Origin of the sequence: Enterobacter sp. 198 (assembly GCF_009025585.1) — a bacterium.
In the GTDB taxonomy this organism is placed as follows: Bacteria; Pseudomonadota; Gammaproteobacteria; order Enterobacterales; family Enterobacteriaceae; genus Enterobacter; species Enterobacter ludwigii.
On the sequence record NZ_WCIM01000023.1, the window covers coordinates 185084 to 199501 of the forward strand.

Below are 14418 nucleotides of genomic sequence, written 5' to 3' on the forward strand. Positions count from 1 at the left end.
CCCTCAGGTTATCTTACGGGTAGTGATTTAACGTCCGGATTTTAATAGTAGCCAGATAAATACCGGCGCGCCCAGCGTGGCGGTCACCACACCTATTGGCAGCTCAGCGGCTGTCAGGGCGAGCCGGGCGATGATATCCGCCACCAGCAGCGTTACCGCCCCGGCAACCGCCGAGGCCGGCAGTAAGGTTCGATGGTCGGTGATATCGCACAGACGCAGCATGTGCGGGATAACCAGCCCAATAAAGCCAATCGCCCCGGCCAGTGCCACGCTCACACCAACCAGCCAGCCAATGGCAATGACCAGCACGTTACGCCAGAAGCCTATTGGCATGCCAAGCTGGCGGGCCGAGGTTTCCCCCAGCGCGAGAATATTCAGCGGCTGTGCCTGCAGGCCTGCCCATAGCAAGACCGGTATCAGCAGTGCCATCAGCCAGCCCTGGCGCCAGTCTACGCCCCCGAAGCCGCCCATCATCCAGTACATCAACTGACGCAAGTCAAAGGACGTGGAGAAATACACCGCCCAGGTCATCAGCGCGCTACAGATGATCCCCAGAGCCACCCCGGCAAGCAGCAGCCGACTGGTTGATAAGTGCCGTCTGGCAAAGCGCAAAAGGATTACCGTTATCAACAACGCGCCAATAATGGCGCTGAGGCTAATCCCCCATGAGGAGAGTTCCCCCCCGCCCAACATCACCGCCGCCACCAGCCCTACGCCCGCGCCATTCGACACGCCGAGTAGCCCGGGCTCCGCCAGCGGGTTATCAAATAATGCCTGCATAATGGTGCCGCACAGTGCCAGCGCGGCGCCCACCAGGATCACCGCCAGCGTGCGCGGCAGACGGATTTGCCAGACGAAAAGCTGCCCCTCAGGCTCAAACCAGTGTTCCGGCCCTATCCACTGTTCCCCGGCGCACAGGCTGACGCCTGCGGTAACAATGAGCAGCAGCACGAGCAAAAGCAGGTGTCGTTGATCTAAACGGTGCTGGCGATGGGCATAATCAAGCATGGACATGGTTTTAGTAGCGTGTGATGTAATTGATTTTACGGCGGGTTTGCCAGAGAGCGCAAAGAAAAAAGGCCGCGTGAGCGGCCTTTTTAGTTAGTTCATATTACTCTGCTTTGGGCGTTGCGTTTTCGACACGACTTTTTAACTTCTGGCCGGGTCTGAAGGTCACCACGCGGCGGGCTGTAATCGGAATATCTTCCCCCGTCTTTGGGTTACGGCCCGGACGTTGGTTTTTGTCACGCAAATCAAAATTGCCAAAACCGGAGAGTTTTACCTGCTCACCATTTTCCAGAGCACGACGGATCTCTTCGAAAAACAGCTCTACCAGCTCTTTGGCATCTCGTTTGCTAAGCCCAAGCTTATCAAACAGATATTCTGACATTTCAGCTTTTGTAAGCGCCATAGGTTCAATCCCTCAATGATGCCTGGAATCGCTCTTTTAATGCCTCTACACATTTGGCGACGGTAGCGGCAATCTCCTCTTCTTCGAGTGTACGGCTGGTATCCTGAAGGATAAGGCTAATAGCGAGGCTCTTGAAACCTTCTGCTACGCCCTTGCCGCGGTACACGTCAAATAAGTTTACGCCAACTACCTGATTTACGCCAACTTTCTTACATTCGGCCAAAATATCTGCTGCGGGCACATTTTCCGCGACCACAACCGCGATATCACGGCGGTTTGCCGGGAAGCGTGAGACGTCACGGGCCTGAGGAATGACGCGGTCTGCAACCGGGCTCCATTCCAGCTCGAACACGATGGTACGGCCGTTCAGGTCCAGCTTGCGCTCCAGCTCAGGATGAACAACGCCAATGAAACCAATGCGTTTGCCGTCTAAATAGATAGCCGCGCTCTGGCCTGGATGCAGCGCAGGGATCGCTTCTGCACGGAATTCAATTTCAGATAATTTACCGGTCAGATCGAGAATTGCTTCCAGATCTCCCTTCATATCGTAGAAATCAACCGTGCCTTTTGCCAGGTCCCAGTGCTCTTCGTAACGGTTACCGCTGATGGCACCAGCCAGCATGAGATCCTGACGGATGCCTAAATTTGCCTGATTATCCGGTACAAAGCGTAAACCACTTTCGAAAATTCGCACGCGGTTTTGCTGACGATTCTGGTTGTAAACGATAGTTCCCAGCAGACCGGTCCACAGGGACAGGCGCATCGCGGACATTTCGCTGGAGATTGGGCTTGGCAGGAGCAGCGCCTCCTGGCCCGGATGGATCATCTGCTGCAGTTTTGGATCAACAAAGCTGTAGGTGATCACTTCCTGATAACCTTTGTCGTTCAGCATGGTTTTCACACGCTTAAGAGACAAATCTGCTTCACGGTGGCTTCCCATCACCAGACCCGCCTGAACAGGCTCATCCGGGATGTTGTTATAGCCGTATACGCGAGCCACTTCTTCCACCAGATCTTCTTCGATCTCCATGTCGAAACGCCAGGATGGCGCAACGGCTTTCCACTCGTCCTGTCCTTCGGTCACGTCACAACCCAGGCGGCGAAGGATATCGCTGACCTGTGCGTCAGCAACATGGTGACCAATCAGACGATCCAGCTTGCTACGACGCAGGGTAATGGTCGCACGCTTCGGCAACGTCGCTTCGTGGGTGACGTCGATAACCGGGCCCGCTTCACCGCCGCAGATGTCGATCAGCAGACGCGTCGCACGCTCCATCGCTTTGTGCTGCAGTGCCGGATCGACGCCACGCTCATAACGGTGAGAGGCATCGGTATGCAGGCCGTGACGACGTGCGCGACCGGTGATAGAGAGCGGGCTGAAAAACGCACACTCCAGCAGAACGTTTTGCGTTTCATCATTTACACCGGAGTGTTCGCCACCGAAGATACCGCCCATCGCCAGCGCTTTAACGTGGTCCGCGATCACCAGCGTATCAGCATTCAGTTTTGCTTCGCTACCGTCGAGCAGAACCAGGGTTTCGCCCTCTTTCGCCATACGCACCACAATACCGCCTTCGATACGATCTTTATCGAACGCGTGCATCGGCTGACCCAGCTCCAGCAGAACATAGTTGGTCACGTCAACGACGGCGTCGATAGAACGAATACCGCAGCGACGCAGCTTCTCTTTCATCCACAGCGGGGTTGGCGCTTTTACGTTGATGCCTTTCACCACACGACCAAGGTAGCGTGGGCACGCATCAGCGGCTTCAACCTGAATCGGCAGTGTGTCACTGATGGTAGCGTCAACCGGTACGATTTCCGGTACGTTCAGTTCAGTCTGGTTCAGCACGGCCACATCGCGGGCCACGCCGATAATGCCTAAGCAGTCCGCACGGTTTGGCGTCACGCTGATTTCAATGGTGTTGTCATCAAGTTTCAGGTATTCGCGGATGTCGGTACCAATAGGCGCATCAAGCGGCAGCTCAATGATGCCATTGTGATCGTCGGAAATACCCAGCTCAGAGAACGAACACAGCATGCCTTCAGACGGCTCACCGCGCAGTTTCGCTGCTTTAATTTTAAAATCGCCCGGCAGTACAGCCCCCACGGTCGCCACGGCCACTTTCAGGCCCTGACGGCAGTTTGGCGCGCCGCAGACGATATCCAGCAGGCGATCGCCGCCTACGTTAACTTTTGTCACACGCAGCTTGTCAGCGTTAGGGTGCTGACCGCACTCAACCACTTCGCCCACAACGACGCCATTGAAAGCGCCAGAAACCGGCTCAACACCGTCAACTTCCAGACCCGCCATGGTGATCTGGTTGGAAAGCGCTTCGCTATCAAGCGTGGTGTTCACCCATTCGCGTAACCACAGTTCACTGAATTTCATTGTTCTGTCCTGCCCTTATTTAAACTGTTTGAGGAAACGCAGATCGTTTTCGAAGAATGCACGCAAATCGGTCACGCCATAGCGCAGCATTGTCAGACGCTCCATGCCCATACCGAACGCAAAGCCGGAGTAGACTTCTGGATCGATACCCACGTTGCGCAGAACGTTTGGATGCACCATGCCGCAGCCCAGCACTTCCAGCCATTTGCCGTTTTTACCCATCACGTCAACTTCCGCAGACGGTTCAGTGAACGGGAAGTAGGACGGACGGAAACGAACCTGCAGGTCTTCCTCAAAGAAGTTGTTCAGGAAATCGTGCAGCGTACCTTTCAGGTTGGTAAAGCTGATGTTCTTATCAACAATCAGGCCTTCCATCTGATGGAACATCGGTGTATGGGTCTGATCGTAGTCGTTACGGTACACGCGGCCCGGTGCGATAATGCGGATCGGGGGTTCCTGTTCCTTCATGGTACGGATCTGAACGCCCGAGGTCTGAGTACGCAGCAGACGGGTGGCGTCGAACCAGAAAGTGTCGTGGTCAGCACGTGCCGGATGATGGCCTGGAATGTTGAGGGCGTCGAAGTTGTGGTAATCATCTTCGATTTCCGGGCCAGTCGCCACGGTAAAGCCGAGCTCACCGAAGAAACTTTCAATGCGATCAATGGTGCGGGTAACCGGATGCAGGCCACCGTTTTCGATACGGCGCCCCGGCAGGGAGACATCGATAGTCTCTGCCGCCAGACGCGCATTCAGCACCGCGCTTTCCAGCTCAGCTTTGCGCGCGTTCAGTGCCTGTTGCACCTGCTCTTTGGCTTCGTTAATGACCGCACCCGCTGCCGGGCGTTCCTCTGGCGGCAGTTCACGCAGGGTTGTCATTTGAAGGGTCAAATGCCCTTTCTTACCGAGATATTCGACGCGGACATTGTCTAACGCGGCAACATCTGAGGCCTGATTAATGGCGGCTGTTGCACTGGCAACCAGCTCTGCGAGATGTGACATGATTTTCCTCATTATGTCGGTGCAGACACCGATTTGGTGGAGTTATTCTCTCGAATTTAGACACAAAAAAAGCCTCCATCAGGAGGCTTATCTGGCGCTGTTTTTCGTTTCATCTTTCACGCGCTAGCCTCCTGAATTCAGGTGCTAAAGTAAAAGAAGAAGCGGAAAATAGCAGCATTCATGCTTGCGTTACCTTGTGTGGTAAAAAACCGTTAAGACCTTATTGAAAAGGTTGCACGGGTAAAAGTCAATCTTCTGATGGTGTTAAATGAAAAGAGGGAGCGAAGCCCCCTCTTTCAACTGGCTTATGCCAGTGCTGCTTTCGCTTTTTCGACCAGAGCGGTGAACGCTACTTTGTCGAATACTGCGATGTCAGCCAGGATCTTACGGTCGATTTCAACAGAGGCTTTTTTCAGGCCGTTGATGAATTTGCTGTAAGAAATACCGTTCTGACGTGCTGCTGCGTTGATACGCGCAATCCACAGTTGACGGAACTGACGCTTACGTTGACGACGGTCACGGTAAGCGTACTGACCTGCTTTGATAACAGCCTGGAAGGCAACGCGGTATACGCGTGAACGCGCACCGTAGTAGCCTTTAGCTTGTTTCAAAATTTTCTTGTGACGTGCACGTGCAATTACACCACGTTTTACGCGAGCCATATGTGCTCTCCTGTATCTATATTCTTAGTAAAAAATTAAACGTTAACGGCTTATGCGTACGGCAGGCACGCGATAACCAGACCCAGATCGCCTTTAGAAACAAGGCCTTTTGGACGCAGGTGACGTTTACGCTTAGTAGATTTTTTGGTCAGAATATGACGCAGGTTTGCGTGCTTACGCTTAAATCCACCACCACCGGTTTTTTTGAAGCGCTTAGCAGCACCGCGTACGGTCTTAATTTTTGGCATCTTAATTACTTCCACTTCGCATTGTTAAATAAACGAAACATAGGCGAACAAAACCTATGAGACCCGAAGGCTCCACAGGTTTTGCTGCTTGAAGGCCTTACTGTTTCTTCTTAGGAGCGAGCACCATGATCATCTGGCGGCCTTCGATCTTCGTAGGGAAGGATTCGACTACTGCCAGTTCAATCAGATCGTCACGGACGCGGTTAAGCACTTCCATACCAATCTGTTGGTGGGCCATCTCACGACCGCGGAAACGCAGTGTGATCTTGGCCTTATCGCCATCTTCCAGAAAGCGAATCAGGCTGCGGAGTTTTACCTGATAATCGCCATCGTCGGTACCAGGACGGAATTTAATTTCCTTAACCTGGATAACTTTTTGCTTTTTCTTCTGTTCCTTAGAAGACTTACTCTTTTCATAAAGGAACTTGCCGTAGTCCATGATACGACAAACTGGCGGTTCGGCGTTAGGGCTGATTTCAACTAAATCTACTCCAGCTTCTTCAGCCTTTTCGATCGCTTCTCTCAGACTCACAATCCCCAGCTGCTCGCCTTCCAGACCTGTTAAGCGAACTTCCTGGGCGCGAATCTCGCCATTGATACGATTCGGACGTGCCGTTTGAACTCGTTTTCCGCCTTTAATACCTTATTCCTCCAGTTGTTGAAGACTGCGGCTGCGAATCTCTTGTTGCAGCTTCTCAATCACTTCACTTACGTCCAGGCTCCCCAGGTCTTTACCACGGCGGGTGCGAACGGCAACTTTGCCTGCTTCCACCTCTTTATCACCACAGACCAACATATACGGGACACGACGTAAAGTGTGCTCGCGGATTTTAAAGCCAATCTTCTCATTTCTCAAGTCTGCTTTTACGCGAATGCCCGCATTTTGTAGTTTCTGCGTCAATTCTTTAACGTATTCAGCCTGAGAATCGGTAATGTTCATCACCACGACCTGCACTGGCGCAAGCCAGGTTGGGAAGAAGCCGGCAAACTCTTCAGTCAGGATGCCGATGAAGCGCTCCAGAGAACCGAGGATTGCACGGTGAATCATAACCGGTACCTGACGTTCGTTGTCTTCGCCAACATAAGAGGCGCTTAAACGCTGCGGCAGGGAGAAGTCCAGCTGTACAGTACCGCACTGCCATGCGCGATCGAGGCAGTCATACAGGGTAAATTCAATTTTCGGACCGTAGAATGCGCCCTCGCCCAGCTGGTATTCGAACGGAATGCCGTTCTCTTCCAGCGCCACGGCGAGATCCGCTTCTGCGCGATCCCAGGTCTCATCGCTACCGATACGTTTTTCCGGACGCGTTGAGAGTTTGACAACGATCTTCTCGAAGCCAAAGGTGCTGTACATATCGTAGACCATACGAATACAGGCGTTAACTTCATCACGAACCTGATCTTCAGTACAGAAGATATGCGCATCATCCTGAGTAAAGCCACGAACACGCATCAGACCGTGCAATGCACCTGATGGCTCGTTACGGTGGCAGCTACCGAACTCTGCCATACGCAGCGGCAGATCGCGGTAGGATTTCAGACCCTGGTTGAAGATCTGAACGTGGCCAGGGCAGTTCATTGGCTTAATGCAGTATTCACGGTTCTCAGAAGAGGTGGTGAACATCGCATCTTTGTAGTTGTCCCAGTGGCCGGTTTTTTCCCACAGCACACGGTCCATCATGAACGGGCCTTTCACTTCCTGATACTGGTACTCTTTCAGCTTGGAGCGTACGAACGTTTCCAGTTCACGGAAGATAGTCCAGCCGTCATTGTGCCAGAACACCATACCCGGCGCTTCTTCCTGCATGTGGTACAGGTCAAGCTGCTTACCGATTTTACGGTGGTCACGTTTAGCCGCCTCTTCCAGGCGCTGCAGGTAGGCGTTAAGGGCTTTTTTATCGGCCCACGCGGTACCATAGATACGCTGCAACATCTTGTTGTTGCTATCGCCACGCCAGTAGGCGCCCGCGATTTTCATCAGCTTAAAGTGATGACAGAAGCGCATGTTCGGCACGTGCGGTCCACGGCACATGTCGACGTATTCTTCGTGATGGTACAAGCCAGGCTTGTCATCATGAGAGATGTTTTCATCAAGAATAGAGACTTTATAGCTCTCGCCACGCTTCACGAAGGTTTCACGCGCTTCGTGCCAGCTGACTTTCTTCTTAATGACGTCATAGTTAGTTTCGGCGAGCTCGTGCATACGTTTTTCGAGCGCGTCGATATCTTCCTGAGTCAGGGTATGGTCAAGATCAACGTCATAGTAGAAACCGTTGTCAATAACCGGACCGATCGCCATTTTGGTGTTCGGCCACAGCTGTTTGATCGCATGACCTAACAGGTGCGCGCAGGAGTGACGAATGATCTCCAGACCTTCTTCGTCTTTCGCTGTGATGATAGACAGCTGCGCATCGCTTTCAATCAGGTCAGATGCATCAACCAGCTCACCATTAACACGGCCAGCGATGGTTGCTTTCGCGAGTCCAGGACCAATGTCCAGGGCAACATCCATTGGGCTTACAGCGTGGTCGTAATGGCGTTGGCTGCCATCAGGAAGAGTAATTACAGGCATTTTATATCCTTATTTGCAGTGATGCCCCACACATAAGAGCATATACAAAGAAAATAATCGTGATTTGACAATAGATTACGACACCATCTGACCAACAATCGTCAAATTGGCTCGCGATCATTCACCCACCGAAAATCAGATAAATGCGGATTTACGGCAAGCCCTGCAATGGTAACACTAACAAAAGAGAGATTGCACCCTTTGCTGGCAGATTGCTGCGCTGGCACTTTCGCATGAATTTGCAGGGCGCATATCTCCGGTGCTCGCATTCCAGAGATGCTGGGCTACTCTTGAACAAGTCTTTAAACCCAAAGGTGCATACCATGAACGTATCAAGTAGAACGGTTGTGATATTGAACGTCCTTTCAGCCACCGGTTTATTGTTGATTCTTGCAGAACGATTCCACTGGTTCTAACCGAACCGGAAGCTGGCATAACCTGATTCACCACTGGAGAAGGGGCATTTCCCCGCCCTGTTTGGTAGACTGTTCGCATCAACTTACAAGGATCAGGTTATGCCAACAAAACGCTTTGCCGTAAAACACTGGAAAATGGTACTGGTGCTGATTGCCATCTGCGGCGCGATGCTGCTTCTGCGTTGGGCGGCAATGATTTGGGGCTGAACGTGGATATAAATAACTGCGCAGGGAATAACGTCGTTATCCGTAATACCATTTTGCGGACATTCACCGCCAGGACGAAATACGGACGATAGGTTTACGTCAAATAGGTTTGCAGCGAAAAAACCGGTACCACAAAATCCGGTTTTTTTGGCGCGTTGAATTAGCGTTTAAACGTCAATAACAACACGGCAAAACCCATCAGGACCATTCACCTGCAACCAGTTTATGGACGTCAAAAGCATCATTCATAGACTGACCGGTGGACTGAGAGGCTGGCGCGATGTTAGACCCGGCTTCAACGTCAGCGGCTTTCGCAATGCCGATTTGGCTGTGGGTCTCACTGGCTGTCGGGGTGGTTTCATCAGCAGCAAATACGCCAAAAGACAGTGCGGAAAGCACCATCGCTGCTGCGGCAGTTTTGATTTTTTTCATAATGTTTTTTCTCTTTCTACATTTAATACTAATAATGCTAAATACCTTAAGGCCGAATTCAGCCCGTGCTAAGAGTGTAGATCCAGATCACACTTTTGCCTAGCCTGTTACGTTATCAATTCGTGTCAAATAAGCCGCAAATTAATGAAAATGCATTATGAAGAAATGATGGAGATATCAGCAGACCAGATATTTCAAAACAGTGTTTAATATAAAACAGCACAGTTTCAAAAAATAAAAAACGGGCCGATAGCGTAATCGGCCCGAGAATATTACATTTTATAACCCAGTGAAACCGTGGTTCTGCGGTCGGTATGATCCGGAGCAGAATCAGGAGGAGAAGAGTTCCAGGTGACGTTGTAGGCCACTTTCAGGCCAAAGTGTTCGTTGATAGCCACGTTCAGCGCTGTTTCTGAGTTCAGCGTCGTATCGTCGGCACCAAATACAGACACCCCCTGGGTAAATTTGGTGTTGTCAGTCATCTGCCAGGCATAGGTGCCGGAAGCGTAACCGAGCGGTTGAGTTTTGGTTTCGCCGTCGGTGTACTCGTCGTAGCGCACACCTGGACCGAATTCAAAACGTAAACTGTGTACCGGTCCGTTCAGGAACTGACGACCGTAACCGGCAGTGAACACATCACGCTGGCGATAGCCGTTGTAACGGTCAGTTAACCAGCTGGCCTGACCAAACAGGTAGTCAAAGTCGGTCATGTTGTAACGGCTACGTCCGCCAACCGCATATTTCTCGGAAGAGCGTTCGTCATTCGCGGAGGTGTTACTGGCATTTCCCCACAGAGACCAGGCGGTGGTATTACCGTACCAGGTCAGCGTACTGTCCGCCGTGAGAGAGGAGCTTTTCGTGTTACCGGATTGTGCAAGATAGCCAGCGTTCAGGTTACCTTCAAACGGTTTTTGCGCGGTGGCTGGATCGTCCATGACAGTAAAAACGGAATCATCTGCGGTCGCGTTCATTGCAGCAAACACGCCACCCGCCAGCATCAGTGCAGCGGGTACTGTCTTCAAAAGCTTCATTTTATTAAGGAGTCCGTACAACAAAAAAAGAGACCACACGGTCCCGGAAACTTTCTTGAGGATCAATGACAAGGCGTCCAGAGAAAGGTAACAAATTATAAAAAGCCGCAAATAACATAGCAATGATTTCTTATTTCATTTTTTGAATAAGAACGATCTCAAAAAGCGTTTTATTTTATATAAGCCGCAGCAGACTTTATGTCAGTATTCATATTTAAAATCATACTGTTATTTACATTGCCTTCCTGACAAATGGTGCCAGACTAAAAGGAACCCACGCTAAAAGGAGGTAATGATGGTTTCTATCTACACCCTGACGCTCTCCCCTTCCCTCGACTCCGCCACCCTGACGCCCCAGATTTACCCGGAAGGTAAATTGCGCTGCAGCGCCCCGGTGTTTGAGCCCGGCGGCGGCGGCATCAATGTGGCGCGAGCCATAACGCACCTCGGTGGAAAGGCGACAGCAATTTTCCCCGCAGGCGGCGCGACCGGTGAGCACCTGGTCTCTCTGCTGGCCGATGAACAGGTGGCCTCGCAGACCGTCGAGGCCAAAGACTGGACGCGGCAAAACCTGCATGTGCACGTGGAGTCCAGCGGCGAGCAATTCCGTTTCGTCATGCCGGGTGCAAAACTCAGTGAAGATGAGTTTCGTCAGCTTGAAGAGAAGGTGCTGGCCATTGAGAGCGGAGCTCTGCTGGTGATAAGCGGCAGCCTGCCGCCCGGTGTCAGCACGGAAAAACTGACAGCGCTGATTCGGGCCGCGCAGCAACGCGGTATCCGCTGCATTGTCGACAGTAGCGGCGAGGCGCTGCAGGCAGCCCTGACGCCGGGCAATCTTGAGCTGGTTAAACCCAACCAGAAAGAATTAAGCGCGCTGGTGAACCGCGAGCTGAACCAGCCGGACGATGTCCTCACCGCCGCGCAGGAATTGGTTCACAGCGGCAAAGCGCGACGGGTCGTGGTCTCCCTTGGCCCGCAGGGTGCCCTGGCCGTGGACGAAACGGGGTCCGTTCAGGTTGTCCCACCGCCGATGAAAAGCCAGAGTACCGTGGGCGCGGGTGATAGCATGGTTGGAGCGATGACCCTGAAACTGGCTCAGGGTGCTTCGCTACTGGAGATGACACGCTACGGCGTCGCAGCGGGTAGCGCTGCCACCATCAACCAGGGCACACGTCTCTGTTCGCTTAGCGACACGCAAAAAATCGTCGATTACCTGTCCCGAAATTAATCCCCCTTTTCCCCTTCTCTGTGAAGGGGAAATACGCGGCATAGTCGCCAAACGCAGCCTATCGACTATGCTAAGAAAACTTCCAAGATAACAATGAGGTGAATTATGAGCAGTGGTGACATCACCCGCTACGTCGTTACCATCAACATTCATCAAGCGTCGCTGACTGAGCTTAATGAGCTCAACAACGCCTTTACCCGGGCCAATTTCCTGCTCACACTCACGGATGACGAGGGCAATATCCATGATTTAGGCACCCTGACGTTTGGCCTGATCAGCACTCTGAGTAAAGAAGAGGTTCACGCTCTGGCGGCCAGTCTGGTCGAAAGCGTGACCGACAAAGCGGCAGAAATTGATCTTGATACCTGGGAAAACTGGCAGAAAAAAGAACAATAAGTGCCCTGCATGAATTTAAACCGCTCAGGTGTGCGTTAGTTCGTATTTTTTTACCGCAATTATGCGCTAACTTTATGATCTGGCAGACAACATGGGAGAGACAACATGTGGCAGGCTATCAGTCATCTTTTAAGTGAGCAACTGGGTGAAGGTGAAATTGAACTGCGGAACGAACTGCCAGGCGGAGAAATCCACGCCGCATGGCACTTACGCTACGCCGGGCGCGATCTCTTTGTTAAATGCGATGAGCGAGAGCTGCTTCCGATTTTCACCGCCGAAGCCGACCAGCTGGAACTGTTGTCGCGCAGTAAAACGGTGACGGTCCCGCAGGTCTGGGCCGTGGGCAGCGACCGCGACTACAGTTTTCTGGTCATGGAATTTCTTCCTGCCCGCCCGTTAGACGCCCATAACGCCTTCATTCTCGGCCAACAGTTAGCGCGACTGCATCAATGGAGCGACCAGCCGCAGTTTGGTCTCGATTTTGACAACGACCTCTCCACCACTCCACAACCTAATGCCTGGCAACGACGCTGGTCGACATTCTTTGCTGAGCAACGCATTGGCTGGCAGCTGGAACTGGCTGCGGAGAAAGGTCTGGAGTTTGGCAATATCGATGCCATCGTCGAACACATTCAGCAGCGTCTGGCATCCCACCAGCCTCAACCGTCTCTGCTGCACGGTGATTTGTGGTCAGATAACTGCGCGCTGGGTCCTGACGGCCCCTATATCTTCGACCCGGCCTGTTACTGGGGCGACAGGGAGTGTGACCTGGCGATGCTGCCACTGCACCCTGAGCAACCGCCGCAAATTTACGACGGGTACCAGTCCGTGCTGCCTCTGCCGCAGGGTTTTCTTGAGCGCCAGCCGGTGTATCAGCTCTACACACTGATGAACCGCGCCATTCTGTTTGGCGGAGAGCATCTGGTCAATGCCCAGAGGGCACTTGAACGTGTGCTTGCCGCGTAATGGCGGGACGGGTGGCTATGTCGCCACCCTTATCGGTTACAGGAATCCCAACAGCGAAAAGAAGAAGTAACCCGCCACGATGATAATGACTGGCAGGATATACAGCGGGAAAATTTGCAGGAAAATGGTGTGACGCGGCACAACAATGCGGGACTCAATCTGCTCGCGGCTCATCCCTTCCGGGCCTTTCGCCTGTTCGAGAATCATCTGGTCTTCCACACCTTCGCGTAAAAAACGCGTCTGACGGCTCATGCGTGCGCCAGAGGCCTGCAACGCCATACCAATAAAGATCAGCGCGTAGATCACCCAAAACCCGAGATTCAACTGCTGATGAAAATTCGGCGTCGGCGAATTGAACCAAAAGATATTCAGAAACGGCGTATTAAAACGCATCATTTCAATCATGACATGAGCAAAATCAAGCATTACCGCATTAATACCTGGCTGTTTTTCACTGTGATCGTACATAAATTTAAGCACAGAGATCAGCGTCGAAATGACGGCTGGAATAAAAATTACCCAGCCAGCAATACGTTTTAAGACAGCAATGCGTCCAGCTTGTTGATACGTCATCAGTTCCCCTTCATAAAGACGCGTTATTTCTGCCTAAGTCTACCTGCTGACCATCATTTTCGCCCGCTCTTTAAAGGCAATATGCTAAATTGCAGAGTGCACTTAGCATTTATCGTCTGTCGTACACCCTGGATAAGGAGACGTTGTGATGTCGACACCGCGCCAGATTCTTGCCGCAATTTTTGACATGGATGGATTACTGATCGATTCCGAACCGTTGTGGGATCGCGCCGAACTGGACGTTATCGCCAGCCTGGGCGTTGATATCAGCCGCCGTAATGAACTTCCGGATACGCTTGGTCTGCGCATCGATATGGTGGTGGATCTGTGGTATGCCCAGCAGCCGTGGGTGGGACCCGATCGCGACGAAGTGACCGCGCGCATTATCAGCCGCGCCATCTCACTGGTGGAAGAGAGCAAGCCCCTGCTGCCCGGGGTGCGTGAAGCCGTCGCGCTGTGTAAAGCGCAGGGGTTGAAAGTCGGCCTGGCGTCAGCTTCACCGCTGCATATGCTGGAAAAAGTGCTGACCATGTTTGAGCTGCGCGACAGCTTCGACGCGCTGGCCTCAGCGGAAACGTTGCCATACAGCAAGCCGCACCCGCAGGTCTATCTCGACTGTGCCGCTAAGCTCGGTCTTGATCCCCTCTGCTGTGTCGCGCTGGAAGATTCCGTTAACGGAATGGTGGCCTCGAAGGCCGCGCGCATGCGCTCGATTGTTGTTCCCGCGGAGGAAGGCCGACACGATCCCCGTTTTGCCCTTGCCGACGTAAAGCTGAACTCACTGGTTGAGCTGACGGCGCAGCACCTGCGCGGCGAGTAACCCGCCCTTTTCAGGCAGCGTCAGGCTGCCTGCTTTAAAAACAAAACATCGTTTCATTTTGTTTG

The 14418-nt window shown here is 52.4% G+C and carries 18 protein-coding genes and 1 other annotated feature; of the genes, 6 read left to right on the top strand and 12 right to left on the bottom strand.

Annotated features, from left to right (window positions below):
- Positions 1-27 precede the first annotated feature (27 nt).
- The 9 genes from btuC to thrS form a co-directional block, all read right to left on the bottom strand.
- Positions 28-1008: a vitamin B12 ABC transporter permease BtuC gene (btuC, locus tag F8561_RS15505; RefSeq protein ID WP_151887693.1), complete on the bottom strand. Its 981-nt coding sequence runs from the start codon at positions 1006-1008 to the stop codon at positions 28-30.
- Positions 1009-1111: 103 nt separating this feature from the next.
- Positions 1112-1411, bottom strand: coding sequence for an integration host factor subunit alpha (gene ihfA, locus F8561_RS15510; RefSeq protein WP_003857805.1), 300 nt, complete (start codon positions 1409-1411; stop codon positions 1112-1114).
- Between the two features lie 4 nt (positions 1412-1415).
- The gene (gene pheT, locus F8561_RS15515; protein WP_151887672.1) at positions 1416-3803 is read right to left on the bottom strand and encodes a phenylalanine--tRNA ligase subunit beta; all 2388 of its coding nucleotides are present in this window, start codon (positions 3801-3803) and stop codon (positions 1416-1418) included.
- Between the two features lie 15 nt (positions 3804-3818).
- Positions 3819-4802 (bottom strand): phenylalanine--tRNA ligase subunit alpha, encoded by a 984-nt coding sequence (pheS, locus tag F8561_RS15520; RefSeq protein ID WP_020884406.1) that lies wholly within the window; start codon positions 4800-4802, stop codon positions 3819-3821.
- A 62-nt stretch (positions 4803-4864) separates the two neighbouring features.
- Positions 4865-4989: a sequence feature (Phe leader region), on the bottom strand.
- Positions 4940-4984, bottom strand: coding sequence for a pheST operon leader peptide PheM (pheM, locus tag F8561_RS15525; RefSeq protein ID WP_001386830.1), 45 nt, complete (start codon positions 4982-4984; stop codon positions 4940-4942). It overlaps the preceding feature by 45 nt.
- 118 nt (positions 4990-5107) lie before the next feature.
- The gene (rplT, locus tag F8561_RS15530) at positions 5108-5464 is read right to left on the bottom strand and encodes a 50S ribosomal protein L20 (RefSeq protein ID WP_000124850.1); all 357 of its coding nucleotides are present in this window, start codon (positions 5462-5464) and stop codon (positions 5108-5110) included.
- A 50-nt stretch (positions 5465-5514) separates the two neighbouring features.
- Entirely contained in the window at positions 5515-5712 is a 198-nt protein-coding gene (gene rpmI / locus F8561_RS15535) for a 50S ribosomal protein L35 (RefSeq protein WP_003030583.1), read from the bottom strand.
- Between the two features lie 97 nt (positions 5713-5809).
- Complete coding sequence (gene infC, locus F8561_RS15540; protein WP_151887673.1) at positions 5810-6352, bottom strand: translation initiation factor IF-3; 543 nt, start codon at positions 6350-6352, stop codon at positions 5810-5812.
- A gap of 3 nt (positions 6353-6355) precedes the next feature.
- A complete protein-coding gene (thrS, locus tag F8561_RS15545; protein ID WP_014169692.1) occupies positions 6356-8284 on the bottom strand; it encodes a threonine--tRNA ligase in 1929 nt (642 codons plus the stop codon).
- Positions 8285-8607: 323 nt separating this feature from the next.
- Here thrS and yncL point away from each other — a divergent pair, with 323 nt between their 5' ends.
- Both yncL and yniD read left to right on the top strand, forming a co-directional pair.
- Positions 8608-8700 carry a stress response membrane protein YncL gene (yncL, locus tag F8561_RS15550; RefSeq protein ID WP_071886547.1) on the top strand — a complete coding sequence of 31 codons (93 nt, stop codon included), beginning with the start codon at positions 8608-8610 and terminating at the stop codon, positions 8698-8700.
- 99 nt (positions 8701-8799) lie between these two features.
- The gene (gene yniD / locus F8561_RS15555) at positions 8800-8907 is read left to right on the top strand and encodes a small membrane protein YniD (RefSeq protein WP_008500658.1); all 108 of its coding nucleotides are present in this window, start codon (positions 8800-8802) and stop codon (positions 8905-8907) included.
- A 198-nt stretch (positions 8908-9105) separates the two neighbouring features.
- Here the strand turns inward: yniD and F8561_RS15560 are convergent, their stop codons facing one another.
- Together F8561_RS15560 and F8561_RS15565 are read right to left on the bottom strand one after the other, a co-directional pair.
- On the bottom strand, positions 9106-9339 hold the full coding sequence (locus F8561_RS15560) for a hypothetical protein (protein WP_014169691.1): 234 nt from the start codon (positions 9337-9339) through the stop codon (positions 9106-9108).
- A gap of 272 nt (positions 9340-9611) precedes the next feature.
- Complete coding sequence (locus F8561_RS15565) at positions 9612-10370, bottom strand: YdiY family protein (RefSeq protein WP_025204400.1); 759 nt, start codon at positions 10368-10370, stop codon at positions 9612-9614.
- Positions 10371-10665: 295 nt separating this feature from the next.
- Between F8561_RS15565 and pfkB the strand changes: the two genes are divergently transcribed.
- The 3 genes from pfkB to F8561_RS15580 all read left to right on the top strand — a co-directional run bounded on the left by pfkB (position 10666) and on the right by F8561_RS15580 (position 12960).
- Positions 10666-11598 carry a 6-phosphofructokinase II gene (pfkB, locus tag F8561_RS15570; protein WP_151887694.1) on the top strand — a complete coding sequence of 311 codons (933 nt, stop codon included), beginning with the start codon at positions 10666-10668 and terminating at the stop codon, positions 11596-11598.
- 105 nt (positions 11599-11703) lie between these two features.
- Complete coding sequence (gene ghoS / locus F8561_RS15575; RefSeq protein ID WP_151887674.1) at positions 11704-11994, top strand: type V toxin-antitoxin system endoribonuclease antitoxin GhoS; 291 nt, start codon at positions 11704-11706, stop codon at positions 11992-11994.
- A gap of 105 nt (positions 11995-12099) precedes the next feature.
- Complete coding sequence (locus F8561_RS15580; RefSeq protein WP_014169687.1) at positions 12100-12960, top strand: fructosamine kinase family protein; 861 nt, start codon at positions 12100-12102, stop codon at positions 12958-12960.
- A gap of 36 nt (positions 12961-12996) precedes the next feature.
- Here F8561_RS15580 and F8561_RS15585 read toward each other — a convergent pair whose 3' ends face one another.
- A complete protein-coding gene (locus F8561_RS15585; protein ID WP_138613791.1) occupies positions 12997-13533 on the bottom strand; it encodes a YniB family protein in 537 nt (178 codons plus the stop codon).
- A 148-nt stretch (positions 13534-13681) separates the two neighbouring features.
- Between F8561_RS15585 and hxpB the strand changes: the two genes are divergently transcribed.
- Positions 13682-14353: a hexitol phosphatase HxpB gene (hxpB, locus tag F8561_RS15590; RefSeq protein ID WP_025204401.1), complete on the top strand. Its 672-nt coding sequence runs from the start codon at positions 13682-13684 to the stop codon at positions 14351-14353.
- Positions 14354-14418: the final 65 nt, after the last annotated feature.